The 19163-nt window shown below is 42.6% G+C and carries 21 protein-coding genes; 13 read left to right on the top strand and 8 right to left on the bottom strand.

Annotated features, from left to right (window positions below):
- Positions 1–24: 24 nt before the first annotated feature.
- Positions 25–540 (bottom strand): 3-hydroxyacyl-[acyl-carrier-protein] dehydratase FabA, encoded by a 516-nt coding sequence (gene fabA / locus BN1209_RS02830; RefSeq protein WP_045750859.1) that lies wholly within the window; start codon positions 538–540, stop codon positions 25–27.
- A gap of 188 nt (positions 541–728) precedes the next feature.
- Between fabA and BN1209_RS02825 the strand changes: the two genes are divergently transcribed.
- The 6 genes from BN1209_RS02825 to BN1209_RS02800 are packed head-to-tail and all read left to right on the top strand — an operon-like array spanning position 729 to position 6187.
- Positions 729–1745 carry an AAA family ATPase gene (locus BN1209_RS02825; protein WP_045750858.1) on the top strand — a complete coding sequence of 339 codons (1017 nt, stop codon included), beginning with the start codon at positions 729–731 and terminating at the stop codon, positions 1743–1745.
- A gap of 20 nt (positions 1746–1765) precedes the next feature.
- Positions 1766–2626, top strand: coding sequence for a DUF58 domain-containing protein (locus BN1209_RS02820; RefSeq protein ID WP_045750857.1), 861 nt, complete (start codon positions 1766–1768; stop codon positions 2624–2626).
- Positions 2627–2640: 14 nt separating this feature from the next.
- Positions 2641–3654, top strand: coding sequence for a hypothetical protein (locus BN1209_RS02815; protein WP_231855147.1), 1014 nt, complete (start codon positions 2641–2643; stop codon positions 3652–3654).
- Positions 3655–3659: 5 nt separating this feature from the next.
- The gene (locus tag BN1209_RS02810) at positions 3660–4652 is read left to right on the top strand and encodes a vWA domain-containing protein (protein WP_045750855.1); all 993 of its coding nucleotides are present in this window, start codon (positions 3660–3662) and stop codon (positions 4650–4652) included.
- A gap of 4 nt (positions 4653–4656) precedes the next feature.
- Positions 4657–5211, top strand: a complete 555-nt coding sequence (locus tag BN1209_RS02805; protein WP_045750854.1) for a hypothetical protein — start codon at positions 4657–4659, stop codon at positions 5209–5211.
- 1 nt (position 5212) lies between these two features.
- A complete protein-coding gene (locus BN1209_RS02800; RefSeq protein ID WP_045750853.1) occupies positions 5213–6187 on the top strand; it encodes a VWA domain-containing protein in 975 nt (324 codons plus the stop codon).
- Here the strand turns inward: BN1209_RS02800 and BN1209_RS02795 are convergent.
- Positions 6152–6613: a protein YgfX gene (locus tag BN1209_RS02795; protein WP_045750852.1), complete on the bottom strand. Its 462-nt coding sequence runs from the start codon at positions 6611–6613 to the stop codon at positions 6152–6154. The two genes, BN1209_RS02800 and BN1209_RS02795, sit on opposite strands and share 36 nt — an antisense overlap.
- Before the next feature lie 39 nt (positions 6614–6652).
- Between BN1209_RS02795 and ygfZ the strand changes: the two genes are divergently transcribed.
- On the top strand, positions 6653–7678 hold the full coding sequence (ygfZ, locus tag BN1209_RS02790) for a CAF17-like 4Fe-4S cluster assembly/insertion protein YgfZ (protein WP_045750851.1): 1026 nt from the start codon (positions 6653–6655) through the stop codon (positions 7676–7678).
- Positions 7679–7704: 26 nt separating this feature from the next.
- Here ygfZ and ftsB read toward each other — a convergent pair whose 3' ends face one another.
- The 6 genes from ftsB to BN1209_RS02760 form a co-directional block, all read right to left on the bottom strand.
- Entirely contained in the window at positions 7705–8049 is a 345-nt protein-coding gene (ftsB, locus tag BN1209_RS02785; RefSeq protein ID WP_045750850.1) for a cell division protein FtsB, read from the bottom strand.
- Between the two features lie 18 nt (positions 8050–8067).
- Entirely contained in the window at positions 8068–9354 is a 1287-nt protein-coding gene (gene eno / locus BN1209_RS02780; protein WP_045750849.1) for a phosphopyruvate hydratase, read from the bottom strand.
- A gap of 64 nt (positions 9355–9418) precedes the next feature.
- Positions 9419–10258: a 3-deoxy-8-phosphooctulonate synthase gene (gene kdsA, locus BN1209_RS02775; protein WP_045750848.1), complete on the bottom strand. Its 840-nt coding sequence runs from the start codon at positions 10256–10258 to the stop codon at positions 9419–9421.
- On the bottom strand, positions 10258–11889 hold the full coding sequence (locus tag BN1209_RS02770) for a CTP synthase (protein ID WP_045750847.1): 1632 nt from the start codon (positions 11887–11889) through the stop codon (positions 10258–10260). Before BN1209_RS02770 ends, kdsA begins: the two co-directional genes overlap by 1 nt.
- Before the next feature lie 719 nt (positions 11890–12608).
- Positions 12609–12854: a GIY-YIG nuclease family protein gene (locus BN1209_RS02765; protein WP_045750846.1), complete on the bottom strand. Its 246-nt coding sequence runs from the start codon at positions 12852–12854 to the stop codon at positions 12609–12611.
- A gap of 113 nt (positions 12855–12967) precedes the next feature.
- Positions 12968–13171 (bottom strand): cold-shock protein, encoded by a 204-nt coding sequence (locus BN1209_RS02760; RefSeq protein ID WP_045750845.1) that lies wholly within the window; start codon positions 13169–13171, stop codon positions 12968–12970.
- Between the two features lie 312 nt (positions 13172–13483).
- On the opposite strand from BN1209_RS02760, the gene BN1209_RS02755 reads away from it, so the two are divergent.
- The 6 genes from BN1209_RS02755 (at position 13484) to BN1209_RS02730 (ending at position 19154) form a co-directional block, all read left to right on the top strand.
- Complete coding sequence (locus BN1209_RS02755) at positions 13484–14152, top strand: MtnX-like HAD-IB family phosphatase (RefSeq protein WP_045750844.1); 669 nt, start codon at positions 13484–13486, stop codon at positions 14150–14152.
- Between the two features lie 31 nt (positions 14153–14183).
- Positions 14184–15557 (top strand): aspartate aminotransferase family protein, encoded by a 1374-nt coding sequence (locus tag BN1209_RS02750; protein WP_045750843.1) that lies wholly within the window; start codon positions 14184–14186, stop codon positions 15555–15557.
- 75 nt (positions 15558–15632) lie between these two features.
- Positions 15633–16490 (top strand): alpha/beta hydrolase, encoded by an 858-nt coding sequence (locus BN1209_RS02745; RefSeq protein WP_045751922.1) that lies wholly within the window; start codon positions 15633–15635, stop codon positions 16488–16490.
- A 9-nt stretch (positions 16491–16499) separates the two neighbouring features.
- Positions 16500–16739, top strand: a complete 240-nt coding sequence (locus BN1209_RS02740) for an acyl carrier protein (protein ID WP_045750842.1) — start codon at positions 16500–16502, stop codon at positions 16737–16739.
- Positions 16739–17971: a beta-ketoacyl-[acyl-carrier-protein] synthase family protein gene (locus BN1209_RS02735; protein ID WP_045750841.1), complete on the top strand. Its 1233-nt coding sequence runs from the start codon at positions 16739–16741 to the stop codon at positions 17969–17971. The genes BN1209_RS02740 and BN1209_RS02735 overlap by 1 nt, the downstream gene beginning before the upstream one ends.
- A gap of 16 nt (positions 17972–17987) precedes the next feature.
- On the top strand, positions 17988–19154 hold the full coding sequence (locus tag BN1209_RS02730; protein ID WP_045750840.1) for a nucleotide sugar dehydrogenase: 1167 nt from the start codon (positions 17988–17990) through the stop codon (positions 19152–19154).
- Positions 19155–19163: the final 9 nt, after the last annotated feature.

The following is a 19163-nucleotide window of genomic DNA, read 5'->3' as shown; positions in this document are numbered from 1 at the left end:
CCGAACTCGTTTATTTTTGTAATTTTAGAAATTATCTGTACTGGTAAATAAGCCAACACGCAAATCATTTGCCACATAAATTTCACGACCATCTAACTCCATGCGTGCATCGGCAATACCCATCACTAATTTGCGCATGATCACACGCTTCAAATCAATATAGTAAGTAATCTTTTTTCCTGTAGGTAAGACCTGACCGCTAAATTTAACTTCACCTGCGCCCAGCGCTCGTCCGCGACCAGGGCCACCTTTCCAACCTAAGTAAAAGCCAACCAACTGCCACATTGCATCCAAACCCAAACATCCAGGCATCACAGGATCACCTTCAAAATGACATGCAAAAAACCATAGATCTGGCTTTATATCCAACTCAGCAATGATTTGACCCTGACCATATTTGCCACCCTCTTCCGTGATAGAAACAATACGGTCAAACATCAACATTGGTGGCAATGGCAATTGTGCATTGCCGGCACCAAACATCTCGCCTCGCCCGCAGGACAGGAGTTCTTCGAAGGTAAAGCTATTCTTTTTTTGCATTGGATTAACCTAGTATTTTCAGAATTAATGCTATTTTCGCTGGAAAACCGTTTAAGTGAAAGCCCTATTGTTATTTAAGCGCGAAATTAAGAGCGCACAACTCCGTTTTACAGCATGTTAAATCTCAGTTACTATCAGTTACAAATTGGTCATCCAAAACTCCAACCATTTTCTTACGGGACACGTCCATGAGCGACAAACAACTTACCGACTGGCGCCAACACGCACAAAAACTAGAGTCAGAAATTAACAAAGTCGTAGTAGGCCAGCAGACGCCTATTCGCTTAATTACCACAGCGATTTTTTCTCGAGGTCACGTTTTACTTGAGGGTGACGTGGGCGTTGGTAAAACGACCTTGTTACGTGCTTTTACAAGATGTATTGGCGGTGGCTATCAGCGTATCGAGGGCACCATTGATTTGATGCCGAATGATTTGGTTTATCACACCTATCTTGGTGAAGACGGCAAACCGCATGTGAGCCCAGGCCCGTTGTTAATGTCTGGTGAGAATCTTTCAGTGTTCTTTTTTAATGAAATTAACCGTGCTCGTCCACAAGTTCACTCATTGTTACTACGTGTGATGGCAGAACGCACTTTATCTGCATTCAACAAGGAATATCATTTCCCACACATGCTGGTATTTGCTGACCGTAATCAAGTTGAAAAAGAAGAGACTTTCGAAATTCCATCTGCTGCTCGAGATCGCTTTATGATGGAAATTCCAATTCTAGTGCCTGAAGACAACGCGATTATGGAGTCTCTAGTATTTGATACTAAATTCCACAACGTAGATGCCTTAGTTGATACGATTCAAGCAGACGTTCTTCAATTCGATCAACTGAATGCTTTCTCCGCACTTCTTCAGGATCGTATTGAAGCGAGCCCTACACTCCGTCAATACGCACTTAATTTATGGCGCGCAACTAAAGCACCAGGTACCTATGGGGTTAAAGTGAGTGGTGTGGATATGAATCGCCTTGTATTAGCTGGCGCAAGTCCGCGAGGCATGAGCATGATGATGCGTGCCGCACGTGTCAATGCATGGTTGAACAATCGCGACTCAGTAATTCCTGAAGATATTCATGCCGTGTTCCACTCAACAGTGGCACATCGCTTGGTATTCAGCCCTGTTTATGAAATGCGCCGCACAGAAATTGCACGCGAATTACTTACAGGCATTGTAAATGCAGTGGCTGCCCCCTAGTTTTATCAAGTACAAGACCCATGCACACCGAGATAAAAGAGTTTAGTTATCATATCAATTGGCGTTCACGTGGACGGCACTCTGGTAGTCACTCAAGCACCCAACGTGGCATGGGGATGGAGTTTCGTGGTCACACAACATTACTGTCATATCCTGACCCTCGTCGCATTGATATTCGCCAAACGATGCGTGATCCACTTGAACAGGTATATGTGCGCATTTTTAATCAAAAAAGCGCAACCCCTGTTTTTGCTATTGCAGACTTGTCTGGCTCAATGAGTTTTGGCAATACGCAAAGTAAAATTGCGCTCAGCAGTCAAATAGCAAACTCAATTGCAATGTCAGCCACCAACAACAGCGACCCATTTGGCTTCATTGGATTTGATGATATCGTCCGAGAAGACTGGCTTTGTACCCAATCTTTCAGGGTCCATCAAGCCTTGGAATTAACCGCCTTGTTAAAAGATTTTGAACCAGACCAAGTAGGCAGCGCGGGACTGAGGGATGTTAACCGGTTTTTACCACGGGAACGCGCTTTAGTCTTCTTGATTTCAGATTTTCACATGCCGCTTAGTGAACTAGAAGAATCGCTATCACTATTAATGCAACACCATGTTGTACCAGTGGTGCTTTGGGACTCTGCTGAGTACAAGCAACTGCCTGAATTTGGTATCACCAGCGTAACCGACTGCGAAACAGGTGAGAAACGCACAATATTTTTGCGTAAAGATATGCGTGCAAATATCATCGCAAGATTTGAAACAAGACGCATTGAAATTGAAACCTTATTTATGAAGTTCGATATGGCGCCATTTTTCGTGGATGGTGATTTCGATGCTGATGCTTTAACCGAATACTTTCACCAATTTGTGGCGGCCTAATAATGAAATGCCTAATGAATCCCTTGATAAAACCGTTCAATATTAGCTTAGCAAGCTTTGTATTATTTTTTAACATTAGTTTCTTGGCGCTTGCTAACGATGCGCCATCACCAGAAATTCCTGAGGGTGTAGTAAAGCTAACCAAGATTGACCCTAATCGCAATGTTGGCTATTTGATGGGTGACATACTTGACCGCAACATCACGTTGGAAGTTAAAAAGCCTTACAAACTCATTGAAACAACGCTGCCGATTGTCGGATACGAGCATCGCTATCAAGGGCAGGTCTCTGGTATCGAACTTCGTAAAATTAGTCATACCAAAAAAGAAAGTAATACTTCCACTACTTACGTGATGCAACTTTCTTACCAAGTTTTTGCAACAGCGCCTACTGTAAAGCCAGCGCTACTGCCTGCTGAAATTGTAAAATTTCAAGGTCCATCAACCTCAGAGGCTAAAGATGGTCTGGTGCAATATCGAATTCCTGAGTTTTACTTTAGAAGCTCCCCTATGGCCGTTTTTGGTGCCGTCAAAATCGAAGATGATATGAGCCCTTTAAGACAGCCTATTTTGCTTCAGCCCTATCCTGAAAAACAAAAGCTAGTAGCTTACCTAGCGGTACTTAGTTTGAGCTTGCTTGGATTGCTCTATATTATAGGTTCTCATGCTTGGTTACCTCTGATGGGTAAACCTTTTGCAAGGGCTTCACGTCAACTAGCTAAGCTCTCCCCAAAAGAAGCAAAAGACCTTAAAGTCGCGATATCTGCTTTACATCAAGCGCTAAATACCACAGCTAAATACAGTGTATTTAGTGACAACTTGGCCACATTTATTCAGTGCAATCCATCATTTAAAACAATTGAATCAGAGATGGGTCAATTTTTTGCGCTGTCACATCAGGTTTTTTTCAACACACAAAACCCTCCAGGCCATGAAGAATCTTGTTCGCTAGTATGGTTGAGAAAATTTTGCAAACAATGTCGAGATTGTGAACGTGGTCTTAAGCCATCGAAGCTCAAGAAGGCCTGAGGCATATGAACATTCCTCTATTCTTTAACTCGCCATGGGCACTCTGGCTAATGCCACTAGCATTTTTGCCTTTGGTACTGAATCGCACCTTTACGCAGCGCTATTCTTGGGTGGCCATGCTCCCCAAAGACAGACTCTCCGACTTGATAGGCTTAATGCTAAAAGTGTTAGCAGTGCTAGCCTTGTTAATGATCATTCTAGGATTGGCGAGCCCGCATAGCCAACAACAGAGTATAGAGCGTATTGGTGTTGGTGCTCAGATAACCCTGGTGCTAGACAGAAGTGCCAGTATGGATGATCCGTTCTCTGGTGGAGAAGTTAACGGTAAAGTAGGAGAAACAAAGTCTGTTGCAGCAAGCAGACTATTAACTGATTTTCTAAAGTCCCGCCAAAATGATATGTTCGGCATGATCACTTTTAGTAACTCTGCCATGTATGTTTTGCCGCTCACTGAGAACCGTGAAGCAATCTTAGCTGCGGTGCAAGCGACTGCTGGTAACGCACTATTTCAAACCAATATCGGCAGTGGAATCACAAGTGGCGCAGGCCTCTTCGACAAAGTCCCTGATTCAGGATCTCGGGCAATGATTCTCATATCTGATGGTGGCGGGCGCATTGATATTGAAACACAGCAAAAAATTAGGGATTGGCTTGACCGCTTACATATTGGCTTATATTGGATTGTTCTTCGCCAACCCGGTGGCTTAAGTATTTTCGACACTAGTTACGTCCCACCCGAAGATGCTGTATTGCCACCGCAAATTGAATTGAATGCGTTCTTCAAAACGCTCAACTCCCCTTTTCATGCTTATGAAGCAGATGATCCGAAATCATTAGCAGCTGCAATTGCCGACATTAATCGAAAAGAGAAAAAACCAATTCGTTATCACGAACAAATCCCGGGGTATGACTTTTCTTCAGCCTGCTTTTTACTCGCTGCGTTGATGATCGGTCTTTTGCTGGGCGTAAAGTTTTTAGAAGTTAGAACATGGGATTAAGCCAATGACACTCAATATTTTTAAAATCCTTAGCGTTAAAAAACTAATTTGGATTTTTAGTATTATCGCTCTTGCTAGCACAGTAGGTGCTGGATATCAGCTAAATCGCATCATGCAAATCAATGCATTTAATCATGCAATATTAAATGCGAAATCTCCCAAAACGGATATGCAAAGTTTTGAAGCAAAGTTTGCGACAGCCTATTGGCTTGCAAAAAATGAGCGTTACAAGGAATCAACCTTGCTTTATACCCAACTGTTAGAACGTGCCAACACTGCCCAGAAAGAAGCCATTCAACACAATCTTGGCACCATCTTCTTTTTAAGGGGCTTAGCCATCAATGGCACTAACATGGCGGTTGGCAAAGAAACAGAATACCTCCTCAGACAAGCAAAAACGCTTTACCAGCAAGCAGTTAGGCTTGATAACACTCATTGGGATGCACGTCATAATTTGGACAGATTAATCCTTTTGCTGCCAGGCACTCCGACACCTGGCGTTGGAGAATCAGACTCTCCTGGGCTTATTATGGGCAACATTCCAGTAGGTCTTCCATAGCATGGGCAAAGTTATTAGCTACCTTCGTGATCGTCGAGATGCGGCGCTGATTGCAAGCGCGTGCGTTCTGCTCATTGCGGCTGCTTTCAAGCCCACGCTTCCAATGCCTAGAAATATCTATAGTTACATATTAGTGGCTGATATATCGCAAAGCATGAACGTTATTGACACTAACTTAAATGGGAAGCCCACAAGTCGTATCGCTTATACACAGTATATGTTGCATCATATCGTTGCCAACATGCCTTGTGGTACTCACGTCAGTATTGGCTTGTTTGCTGGCGCTAGCGTTGCAGCACTTTACAATCCAATTGAAGTCTGTAGCAATTATGCGGCGATTCAAGATACGATTGATAACCTAGATTGGCGAACAGCTTGGTCAGGAAATAGTCGCGTACGTGAAAGCATGCTGACCCTTGCTCGCGTCATTCGTGCTTTTCCAGAACCTGCGCAAGTCGTTTACTTTACTGATGGAGAGGAAGCCCCTAAACTCCACGCATTTAACACCAAAGATTTAACCAATTTCCAAGGTGGCAATGGCTGGCTTTTTGTAGGCGTTGGCAGTGAAAAAGGCTCTTCTATTCCAAAACTTGATGATAAAAACCAACTTATCGGCTATTGGTCCGCAGACAGTTTTGCGATGCAGCCAGGGATTGCACAAATTTCAGAAGCTAACATTGGTGTACGTGATAATAATGTTGCGAGTGGAGAAGGTGACCGCTACATTTCAAAATTACAAGAAGATTATCTCAAATCACTCTCTAAAGAGGTGAATGGCGATTATGTGCGCGCCGATAATTTGCAAAGAATTTTATCCGCCATGAAAAACCAAAAGCCTGCTCGTCGAGATATCGCACCTTATGAGATTCAATGGATATTGGCCTCTCTTGCAGGCTTATTATTTTTGATGGCATATTTTCCAAAAAAACCTTTCAATGCTTTATCTAAATGGCTTAGTCGCAAAAGAATAGTCTAGATTTTTCAATCCCCAACGCAACCATATCCGCCACAAACGCGCTTCATCTGCTTGGACATTATCAGGGAGAAGGAGGATGTGGCGGGACAAATAATGACCGTTCGCAATCAGATTAATGACCGTTAATTGCGGTGTTACAAGACTAGTTGGCAATACTTTGATAAGAAATTTTTTGCCATTTTTTTGAGTTAACTCAATTTCACTATCTTTATTAAGCGTTAAATAATGACAAGACCAAGGCAACAACAATAATGCACTGAGCGCAATGGAGTAAGCGCTTAGAAGCAGGATGATTGAGATGAGTCCGACCTTCCACCAAAAACCAAATGGCAAACATATCAAGAGCACTGAAGCGACTAAGCTCACTAGTGCCAATAAGAATGAAAGTAAGCGTGATGGCTTTAACGCTAATTGGGTGGGCTTCATTTATAATCTCCCTTATGGTTTTTCATATAAAGTAAGCAAATGACACAATGGCACGAGTTTTTAAGCGCGCAGGGCGCAAATTTTATCGATAGCGAACTCCAATCCTTTGGTGATACGAGCCATGAGCTCGCTGCTGCAAATGGCAATGTGCTGACCAGTTTATCGCATTTAGGCCTTCTGGAAATTAGCGGTGATGATGCGATTACTTTTCTACAGGGGCAAGTGACGAATGATGTCAAAAAGCTCAATTGTAGCAATAGTCAATATGCTGGTTATTGCACACCGAAAGGTCGTTTATTAGGTCTATTTTTAGCTTTTGCTCACGCCGACCACTTACACCTTCAAATGCCACTTAGCATTCTAGAGCCCATAATGAAGCGCCTCAGAATGTATGTAATGCGATCAAAAGTAGTTATTACAAACAAATCTGCTGATATTTTATGCTTTGGTATTGCGGGGCCACATGCTGAAAGGACATTGCTAAGCCTTTTCAGTCAGGTACCCACCTTACCGCACCAACTGATCACCTTAGAAGATGCGACTTTATTAAGGCTAACGGGGATCAACCCTCGCTACCAAGTGTTTACCAATATCGCGAATGCTGAACGTATTTGGAATACACTTTCTAACACCTGTAATAAGGTTGGGAAATCGGTTTGGGACTATTTAGAAATTCAAGCTGGTATTCCCGAAATCGTGCCAGCCACTCAAGAAGCCTTTGTGCCACAAATGATTAACTTAGATGCACTAGATGGAATTAACTTCAAGAAAGGCTGCTATACAGGCCAGGAAATCGTTGCGCGCACCCATTATCTTGGCAAAGTGAAGCGCCGCACACAACTTGCTCATATTAACACTGAAGAAATGCCATGCGCTGGCGATTTAATTCAATTGGATGGTCATGATGAAACAATAGGCCAGATTGTTCGAGCTGCAAATACCCCCAGCGGAGGTGTAGATGTCTTGGTTGAAATTCGCCTAGAAAACTTAGAATCGACCGCTGAACATCCAGTTTGGAAAGGTAAAAGGCTAGCATTTAAACCATTACCTTATGCGCTTAGCTAGTCATTAGGAGATTCGTATTCAATAAGTTAATGCTTGGCCTGCTCTTTCATTTCAGCCATTGGTGCTTGAACAACCGGCTTATTTGGGGAAAGGCTATTGGCATCTAGTACTTGGATAAACACTTCATCTTGTTTCACCATGCCTAACTCACTTCGTGCACGCTCTTCAATCGCGGCATAACCTTGTTTTAAATCTCGGACTTCCTCATCCAAACTCGCATTGCGCGCATTTAATGCATCGTTTTTATCTTTTTGCTGAGAGATTTGCTGATTGAGGTTCCACACAGTTAACCAGCTACCCTTTTTGCTGAGCCACAGAGGATACTGAAGCGCAGCAATCAGGATAACGAAGATGAGCGTGAGCGATTTCAAGGCAGGCTTTAATCAGGACTATCGTTTGAGGTTGTAAAACGCACCCATACCCGCATAGCTAGTTGCATCACCAAGCTCCTCCTCGATGCGTAAGAGCTGGTTATATTTCGCGATACGTTCAGAGCGTGAAAGTGAACCCGTTTTGATTTGCAATGCATTGGTTGCAACTGAAATATCAGCAATCGTTGTATCTTCAGTTTCACCAGAACGATGTGAAATTACTGAGGTATAACCAGCACGTTTTGCTGTTTCAATGGTTTGGAATGTTTCAGTCAATGTACCAATTTGGTTCACTTTGATCAGTACTGAGTTAGCCAAGCCTTTAGCGATGCCTTCTCGCAAAATTTTAGCGTTTGTCACAAACAAATCATCCCCGACTAATTGGATATTTTTGCCCATGCGGTCCGTCAATAGTTTCCAACCATCCCAATCATGCTCACTCATCCCATCTTCAATGCTGATGATAGGATATTTATCCACCCAAGCACTCAAGTAGTCTGCAAACTGACCTGAAGACAATTGCAAGCCTTCTGACTCTAAATTGTATTTACCATCTTTGTAGAACTCAGAGCTTGCACAATCCAAACCTAACAATACGTCACGGCCTGGCTCATATCCTGCCGCTGAAATCGCTTCTAAGATATATTGAATCGCAGATTCGTTTGATGGCAAATCAGGAGCAAAGCCACCCTCATCACCTACTGTTGTTGCCAATCCTTGTTTGTGAAGAATTTTGTTCAACGCATGGAATACTTCAGCGCCGCAACGCAACGCTTCACGGAAGCTAGGCAAACCAGCAGGAATAATCATGAATTCTTGAATATCAACACTGTTAGCCGCGTGCGCACCACCGTTAATGATGTTCATCATTGGCGTTGGCAATTGCATCATGCCAGAACCACCCAAGTAGCGATAAAGTGGCAAGCCAGATTCTTCTGCTGCAGCACGAGCGCAAGCCATCGAAACCGCTAAGATTGCATTTGCACCTAAGCGTGCTTTATTTTCAGTACCATCCACTTCAATCAAAGTTGCATCGATAAAGCTTTGGTCTTCAGCATCCAAACCAATAATCGCTTCACAGATTTCTGTATTAACGTTCTCAACCGCTTGCAAAACGCCCTTGCCCAAATAGCGGGCTTTGTCGCCATCACGAAGCTCAACCGCCTCTTTAGTGCCTGTTGAAGCGCCAGAAGGCACAGCCGCACGGCCAATAATGCCAGACTCAAGCAATACATCTGCTTCAACAGTTGGATTGCCACGTGAATCCATAATCTCGCGGGCGATGATGTCTACAATTGCGCTCATACTTTTTTCCTTGGTTTAAATCTAATGATTAAGTTTAAATCTGATGATTAATTAAAGCGTTTTTTTAAAGCGTACTTTCAATAAAGCCCGCTTTTTTGACTACTTTATCTAAATCAATCAATACTTCTAACAAATCTTTCATCTTAGCCAAAGGCCATGCATTAGGGCCGTCTGACAATGCTTGAGATGGGTCTGGATGCGTTTCCATAAACAGGCCTGCAATTCCGCTTGCGACAGCCGCACGCGCCAACACAGGCACATGCTCACGTTGACCGCCACTCTTGTCACCATGACCACCAGGCTGTTGAACGGAATGTGTCGCATCGAAAACAACAGGGCAATTCGTCTCGCGCATAATGGCTAAGCCGCGCATATCTGAAACCAAAGTATTATAGCCAAATGAAGCGCCGCGTTCACACACCATAATCGTATCTGCACCACCGTTAGCTTCTTTAGCTTTTTGCACGACTTGCTTCATGTCGCCCGGTGCTAAAAACTGACCTTTTTTAATATTTACAGGCTTACCGCAAGTCGCAACTGCAGTAATAAAATCTGTTTGGCGGCATAAAAATGCTGGCGTTTGAAGCACATCCACGACTGATGCCACTTCAGCAACCTGCTCTTCGGTATGCACGTCTGTCAAAATCGGCACGCCAATTTGGCGACGCACTTCGTCCAAAATACGCAAACCTTCTGTGATACCAAAGCCACGGAATGTCTTGTTAGAGCTACGATTGGCTTTGTCGTATGAAGACTTATAAATAAATGGAATGCCAAGACTTGCGCAAATTTCTTTGAGCTGACCAGCCGTATCAATTGCCATTTGCTCAGACTCAATGACACAGGGACCAGCAATCAAGAAAATTGGATGTTCGATACCAACATCAAAACCGCATAATTTCATTATTTAGATCCTTTGTATTTCAACGCGGCTTCAATATAAGACTTAAATAGCGGATGGCCTGTACGAGGATTTGACGTGAACTCAGGATGGAACTGACAAGCCACAAACCAAGGATGCACATTTTGTGGCAACTCCACCATTTCACACAATTGCTCTGTTGGTGTTCGGGCTGAAATCACCAAACCTGCTGCTTTTAATTGGTCGACGTAATGATTGTTTACTTCGTAACGATGACGGTGACGTTCATTCACTTCTTTTCCGTAAATTTGAGCAGCTAATGTACCTGCTTCAATTGGACATTTTTGTGCGCCCAAACGCATGGTGCCGCCTAAATCAGAATCTTCTGAACGCACTTCAACTTTGCCGTCAGCATCTTGCCACTCAGTAATTAATCCGACGAGTGGATGCGGGCTATCTGGATTAAACTCTGTACTGTTCGCATCTTTAAGATTTGCGACATTGCGAGCATACTCAATCACCGCCAATTGCATACCCAAGCAAATGCCCAAGTATGGTTTTTTATTCTCACGCGCAAATTGAATGGCTTTCATTTTGCCTTCAGTACCGCGCTTACCAAACCCGCCCGGTACCAAAATCGCATCCATTGGTTCGAGCACTGCTGTGCCGTCGCGCTCGATGTCTTCTGAGTCCATGTAATGAATACGCACTTTTGATTCAGTATGAATACCCGCATGAATGAGGGCTTCAGTGAGCGACTTGTATGACTCAGTTAAATCAACATACTTACCAACAAAGGCAATATTCACTTCTTGTTTAGGGTGGGCTAAGGCGTAACATATTTTTTCCCAGCTGGAAAGATCCGCTGGCTTCGCGGTAATATTCAGCTTGCGGCAAACAATTTCATCCATTTTTTGCGCATGCAATAGACCTGGAATTTGATAAATTGAGCTTGCATCAACCGCAGAAATCACTGCTTCTGAAGATACATTAGTAAACAAGGCAATTTTATAGCGCTCATCTTCTGGCAATGCTCTGTCTGAACGACAAAGTAACAAGTCTGGTTGAATACCAATCTCGCGCAATTCTTTTACGGAGTGCTGAGTTGGTTTAGTTTTAAGCTCCCCCGCCGTTGGAATCCATGGCAGCAAGGTTAAATGGATATAACAAGTGTTATCTCGCCCCTCTTCAAAACCCATTTGGCGAATCGCTTCAAGAAAAGGGAGGGACTCAATATCTCCCACCGTACCACCCACCTCCACAATCGCGACTTCAGCGCCTTCTGCTCCGCGTTTTACATGCGTTTTTATTTCGTCGGTAATATGAGGAATGACTTGAACAGTTTTACCAAGATACTCACCACGACGCTCTTTCTTGATAACAGTCTCGTAGATTTGACCCGCCGTAAAGTTGTTTCTCTTACCCATTCGAGCACTAATGAAGCGCTCATAGTGACCCAAATCCAAATCAGTTTCAGCACCATCGTCAGTAACAAAAACCTCGCCATGCTGAAATGGACTCATCGTGCCAGGATCAACGTTGATGTAAGGATCAAGTTTTAGCATCGTCACCTTAAGGCCACGTGATTCAAGGATAGCGCCTAACGATGCAGCTGCAATTCCCTTACCTAAAGAGGAAACAACGCCACCTGTAACAAACACATATTTGGTCATGAAAATACTTTTCTAGATATTACGGACAATAGCTTTATGAGTCTTTTATTTTACTGGAAAGCGTTGCTAGTCACAAACCAAAAACCATTTTTTCTAACTTCTAATGCTTGATTAAATGCGTCCTTTAAACGTTACAAAATGTTCAAGTAACATTCTCACCTCTCAACTTAATATTGATTTTCAATTGGCTGCCATTAAACATAACAACTCACCCTTAAAGCATTAACATCTAACCTCTTGTAAGTTTGAGTGAAATCAAAACTACGCTACACTACTCCAGTCGCCAAAGCCCATCACACTTTCGCAATTGCTAGATTGCCGAATTTCATTTATCGGGCATTAGTTCTGTCATCCGCCACATATCGGATGTAACCAAAAACGCCTTAAATATGTTTTTTGAAATCAATGGCGATGTTAGAAAATGTTGCTGACGGCTACCTATGCCAAACTGCAACAAAAGAACCTCGGCTATTTAAACAATATGTTGCAAAAAAAAGAGAATAGCTATGGCCAACAAAACTGATGTGATGAAAATTAGGCAAAAAAAATGACGAGATAAAAATCTCGTCATCAAAAATGGTAAATTAAATACCACTGGAGGGTAACACAAGGAGATAACTTATTCATGTAAACAAGCTAATGTTCTTATTACATCATGTGTGTGTAACAAGAATATGTCACTTTGTAATAACTTTGTATCTCTTATTACTTTAAGCATTTTAACTATGATTAAAAAAATCTATTTTTTTATGCTTAGGCAAAGATTTCAGAAAGAATTCAGCTTTGCTAGCCTCAGATCTGTCTGCATAACTCTTGTGAGCTAAAATTCTGATCGGCGGATAAGCCCGGGTATATTTAGCACCACGACCCTCAACGTGCGCCTTAAATCTGACCTCTAATTGATTAGTGATTCCCGCATAAAAGCTTCCACCTTTACATTCCAACAGATATAAAAACCAGGGCATTTTTTCGGTGCTTTATCCTCAAGCTTTGATTAACGCGATGAATTAAATAAAAAAACGGCTCGATAAACGAGCCGTTTTAATTAAAACCTGTAGCTAAACACTACAAAAAGCGATTAAGCCTTTTGAATGTTTGATGCTTGTTTGCCCTTAGGGCCGTCAGTTACATCAAAGCTAACACGTTCGTTTTCTTTTAAGCTCTTATAGCCGCTATCTACGATCGCAGAGAAGTGAGCGAAAAGATCATCGCCGCCTTCATCAGGAGTGATAAAGCCGAAGCCTTTAGAATCATTGAACCATTTTACGGTACCAGTTGCCATTGCATACTTCCTTACTAAAACAAGGGGAGGCGCCCCAAAAGTTTGTACTTCACGAACTAAAGCCAGCTACGCCAACCATAAAAGATCTAAGTAAAAACGCCCAATATGCTTTGTACGGGTATAAGTCGATCAAGTCAAGTGTTTATTTGCACAATCATTCAATTTAAAAACCATATAAATCTCAAAAACACTATATGGTGTGGTTTGAACTTCCTAAAAATCAATAGGCGAGTGTAAATTCTTAACGTTTGTAAGCATACTGTAAGGAAGCATCTTTATTATGACGATAAATAATTTTAGTAAAGATGCACGATGCTTTTTGTTGTAGATTTTGATGGCACACTATCACTAAGAGACACTGTTGATGCAATGCTTGAGCGTTTTGCAGACCCTTCTTGGGAAGATGTTGAGAAGGAATGGCTGGATGGAAAAATTACAGCCGTCCAATGCATGCAAAAGCAACTCCACATGGTCAAAACTGATCATGCAAAGCTCGAAGATTTTTTTCGCAACATACAACTCGATATCAGCTTTCTACCTTTCTATGAATACGTTAGTCAGTTTGCAAAACTCGCAATCGTCAGTGATGGCTTGGATCACGCTATTGATGTCGCCATGAAAAATGCTGACTTCCCCAACCTCCCAGTTTACGCAAACAAGTTGCACTTTGTTACTGATGGCATCGATATGTCCTGGCCACACAAAAATCCAAACTGCAACGCAGGTAACGGGGTTTGCAAATGCAAGGTAGCTCAAGACTTATCTAGTGGAGAGAAGCCTGTCATTTTAATTGGTGACGGTAAGTCCGATGCTTGTTTGGCAAAATCAGCAGATGTTGTCTTTGCAAAAGGTTCGCTCATTAAATATTGTGAAGCTAACAACATTCCTCACATTAAATTTCAAACTTTTGCTGACGTACTTGCAGAAGTGAAAGCCTGGCCAGAAGATGCTCGCAATAATTTTGCTTGCTTGTCTGCTTAATTTTTTAGATTCGTAACCGAGAGCTTAAATCATGGATAAAAAAATCATCGAAATCCTCGCAAAGAACGATAAGTATTGTTCACATGGCGATACCGTTAATTATGCTGACCCTCCAAAAGTATTTGAAAACTGTGAAGGTAGCTTTTTATTCGATGAGAATAAAACACCTTACCTAGATTGGCAGATGTGGTATTCGGCCGTTAACTTCGGTTACAAAAACAAACGCATCGCCGACGTACTGCATAAACAAGTGGACACACTCCCACAATTAGCTAGCCAGTATCTACACAAAGAAAAAGTTGAGCTAGCTGAAATCATTTGCAAATACATGGAAGACAAATACGGCGTTAAAGGTCGTGTTCACTTCAACGTAGGTGGCGCGCAGGCAGTTGAAGATTCATTAAAAGTAGTACGTAACCACACAGGTAAAACACACCAATTTGCTTTCATGGGTGGCTACCACGGCCGCACATTAGGTGCTTCAGCCATTACTTCTAGCTATCGCTACCGTCGTCGCTTCGGCAACTTTGCTGACCGCGCACATTTTGTACCTTATCCATACTGTTTCCGCTGCCCATACGACATGAAGGTAGAAACTTGCGACACTTATTGCCACAAACAATTTGAGCATTTATTCGATACAGAATATCAATCTATATGGGATGAAAAAGCAAAACAAAGTGAATTTGGGGCTTTCTACATTGAACCTATGCAAGGCACGGGCGGTTACATCGTTCCACCTGCTGGCTACATGAAAAAACTTCAAGAGTCATTGAAAAAACGTAATATCTTGTTAGTCGCTGACGAAATTCAAATGGGCGTTTACCGTACTGGTAAGCTTTGGTCATGGGAAAACTTTGACATCATCCCTGATATTTTCGTGTTCGGTAAAGCCATTACTAATGGATTAAACCCACTGTCAGGCATTTGGGCGCGTGAAGAATTAATCTCTCCAGAAAAATTCCCGCCAGGCTCAACACACTCTACATTTGCTTCAAATCCGTTAGGCACTGCAGTGGCGCTTGAAGTCATGAACATGACGCTAGAAGAAGATTTTGAACCACATGTTCGTGAGCGTGGCGCTTACTTCTTAAAACGTATTCAAGAATTGAAGTCACGTTGGAAGTGCGTTGGTGATGTGAGTGGATTAGGCTTGGCATTACGCATCGAACTTTGTGAAAAAGATGGCTACACCGCGAGCCGTGCACTAGCAGACCGCATGTTTAATGAAGGTCTTAATGGCGACATTATGATTGATGGCAAACAATATGGCTTAGTGCTTGATATCGGTGGCTATGAAAAGAACGTCATTACGCTTGCACCATCTCTATTGATTACAGAAGAAGAAATTGATCTGGGTATTAAGCTGTTTGAATCATTACTTAAACGCTGCGGCGCTGAATAATGAAAGTTCAAATCGGGGCGCAAGCCCCGATTTGATTTTTAGCGATCCTATTTGAATCAACGCAAAAAAGAATACATGACACAAGAAACTCAACACTCACTGGGCTCAACAGGTTTTTATGATAAGCGTGGCGAAGATGCCGTATTGCTTATTCACGGGCTGACTGGCACTCCTGCTGAAATGCGCTACATCGCTAAAAACTTGCTCAAGCAAGGCTTCAGCGTGGCCTGTCCGCAATTAGCAGGGCATTGTGGCAGTGTCGCCGATCTGAAGCGCTCAACATGGCAAGACTGGTATGCTTCAATGGAAGTGTCATTTGAAGCACTCAAAAAAGAACACAAACGCGTGTTTGTTTCTGGCTTATCAATGGGCGCATTAATTGCAATTAAACTAGCCGAAGAAAAAGGCGAGCGCGTAGATGGCTTAGGACTACTTTCTACAACTTTCTTTTATGACGGCTGGAATATGCCACGACTAAAGCGAAAGCTATTGCTTCCGTTTGTCTTGTACACGCCACTTCAATACTTTATGTCTTGGGAGGAAACCCCACCTTACGGCATTAAATGTGAGAGAACTCGTGCGCTAGTCCATGCAGTGCTTGAAAATCGTGATGCGATGGCTTCAGAAAAAGTGGGGATTTTTAACACACCTGCTGTTGTGATTAAAGAAAGTACAAGATTAATCAAGTCAGCTAAGAGAGGGTTACCCAAGGTCACCTCACCCACCTTGATTGTGCATTCAACCGAAGATGATATGGCCAGCGTCAAAAACGCACATTTAGTTGCAAAACGTATTTCATCGCGTAAAGTAGAGACTTTTCTAGTAGATGACTCATATCATGTGCTGACGCTAGATAAGCGTAAGAATGATGTTGCCCTTCGTATGGGTGAATTTTTTAAGAAATGCGTCGCCATCGAAGCGGCTGTAGTTTAGGAGAGTAAGTTGGACACCTTTGAAACATTGCGAGAAATTATCGCAACGAAATTTGATAAACCGCTTGATGAAATCACCCCTGATGCTACTTTTGAATCTCTAGAAATTGATTCATTGGATACGTTCGATATTATTTTTGATGCAGAAGAAAAATTTGGCATTAAAGTGCCAAACGATGAAGTTGATATTAAAACTGTCAGTGATGTTGTTGCATTGCTTGAGCGTCTTCGCGCAGCACAAGGTCAATAATGACTGTTAGACGCGTTGCTGTGACGGGCTTGGGTGTGCTTTCCCCCGTTGGAAACGACCCAAAAACTTTTTTTGCCAACTTAATGGCTGGAAGATCAGGCATTAAACGCATGGAAACAGACTTTGTCGATAGCCTGGATTGCAAAATTGCAGCCTATATTAACGACTACGACCCCCTTGACCACTTTGTAAAAAACAAAGCAGCGACCATGGACCGCGTCACACAATTTGCGGTATCCGCCAGCCAACAAGCCATTAACGATGCAGGTCTTAATTTAGAAGCAGAAGATTTAGAGCGCTTTGGCGTTTACCTTGGCACCGGCATGGGTGGCGCAGCTTCAATTGAAGAAGGTTATATCAGACTCTACAAAGAGCAAGCAAGACGCCTCAAACCCTTTACCGTGCTCATGGCCATGAACAACGCCGCAAGCGCACAAGTAGCATTAGATTTTGGCATCACTGGCCCAGACCTGACATTCTGCACTGCATGTTCATCATCATCTGTCGCCATTGGTGAGGCGGTAAAACAAATCAGGCACGGCTATACGGATGTTATGTTGGCAGGGGGCTCGGAAGCACTGCTTACATTTGGTACGATAAAAGCATGGGAAGCACTTAGAACCCTTGCGGATGAAGATGAGGCTAATCCAAGTGCATCGTGTAAGCCATTCTCAGCCAATCGCTCAGGCTTGGTATTGGGTGAAGGCGCTGGGATGGTGGTCTTAGAAGATATGGACAGAGCCATCGCCCGCGGTGCAAAAATCTATGCTGAAGTCATTGGTTACGGAAGTAGTAACGACTCAACCCATATCACCCAACCCTCTATCGAAGGTCAGGCTCGTGCCATGCGTAAAGCGCTTAAAGACGCTAATATTAATGCTGACCAGCTTGATTATATCAATGCCCACGGCACAGGCACAAAGCTAAATGACATCACTGAAACCAATGCAATTAAACAAGTTTGCGGAAACAAAATCCCAGTCAGCTCAACAAAATCCATGCACGGTCATTTAATGGGTGCAGCGGGTGCTGTTGAGTTTGTGGCGTGTATGATGGCGATAGAAGAACAAGCGCTTCCGCCAACTGCGCATCTGCTAGAACCCGATCCTGAATGCGACTTGGACTATATTCCAAATGTCGGGCGTAAAAACGTTAAAGTGAACACCATCATGTCTAATTCATTTGCATTTGGTGGCACTAGCGGCGTTTTGATTGCCAAAAAAATTATTTAAAAGCTAAGGAGTAAGCATGAAAATTGTCATCGCAGGCACAGGATATGTAGGTTTATCTCTCGCAGTGTTGTTGGCTCAGCAAAATGAAGTTGTTGCATTGGACATCATCGCTGAAAAAGTGGACATGTTAAATCATAAAGTCTCACCTATTTCAGATGTTGAAATTGAAGACTATCTAAAAAACAAAGCGCTTAACCTCACTGCGACGCTAGACAAAGAAAAGGCATATCAAGGTGCTGACTTTGTGGTGATTGCAACCCCTACAGACTACGATATTGAGACCAATTACTTCAACACCAAGTCAATTGAAGCTGTGATTCAAGATGTTTTAAGTATTCATCCAAAAGCTGTCATGGTCATTAAATCGACTGTCCCTGTTGGCTATACGGACAGTATCAAACAACGCTATCCAAACGCTCATATTATGTTTTCACCCGAGTTTTTACGTGAAGGCAAAGCACTTTATGACAATCTTTACCCATCACGAATTATTGTGGGCGAGATATCCGAAAGCGCTAAAACATTTGCAGGTTTACTGAAGCAAGGCTCAAACAAACCAGATGTGGAGGTTTTACTTACGCATAGTGCAGAAGCAGAAGCGATTAAACTTTTTGCGAACACCTACCTGGCGATGCGCGTTTCTTACTTTAATGAGCTTGATACATACGCTGAGTCGCATGGATTAAATACGCAACAAATTATTGAAGGTGTTTGTTTAGATCCCCGTATCGGAAGTCATTACAACAACCCTTCTTTTGGTTATGGCGGTTATTGCTTACCCAAAGATACAAAACAGCTTTTAGCCAATTACAGTAATGTTCCGCAAAACTTGATCAATGCAATTGTGCAATCCAATAGCACACGTAAAGATTTTATTGCAGAGAGTATCGTCAAACGAAATCCACAAGTCGTTGGGGTCTATCGACTGATTATGAAAGCAGGTTCAGACAACTTTAGGGCATCAAGCATACAAGGGGTCATGAAACGTATTAAAGCTAAAGGAATCGAAGTCATTGTGTACGAGCCTGAGCTTAAAGAAGCTGAATTCTTTAACTCAAAGGTTTACAAAGATTTGAGTGCATTCAAAGAAAAGGCTGATGTGATTATTAGCAATCGGATGACTGAAGAACTATCAAACGTCAAAGAAAAAGTATTTACACGGGATTTATTTGGCGCTGATTAAAAGTCAGCC

It is taken from the genome of Candidatus Methylopumilus turicensis (assembly GCF_000953015.1).
Taxonomy (GTDB): domain Bacteria; phylum Pseudomonadota; class Gammaproteobacteria; order Burkholderiales; family Methylophilaceae; genus Methylopumilus_A; species Methylopumilus_A turicensis.
This window is presented reverse-complemented; position numbering and strand designations above follow the sequence as displayed.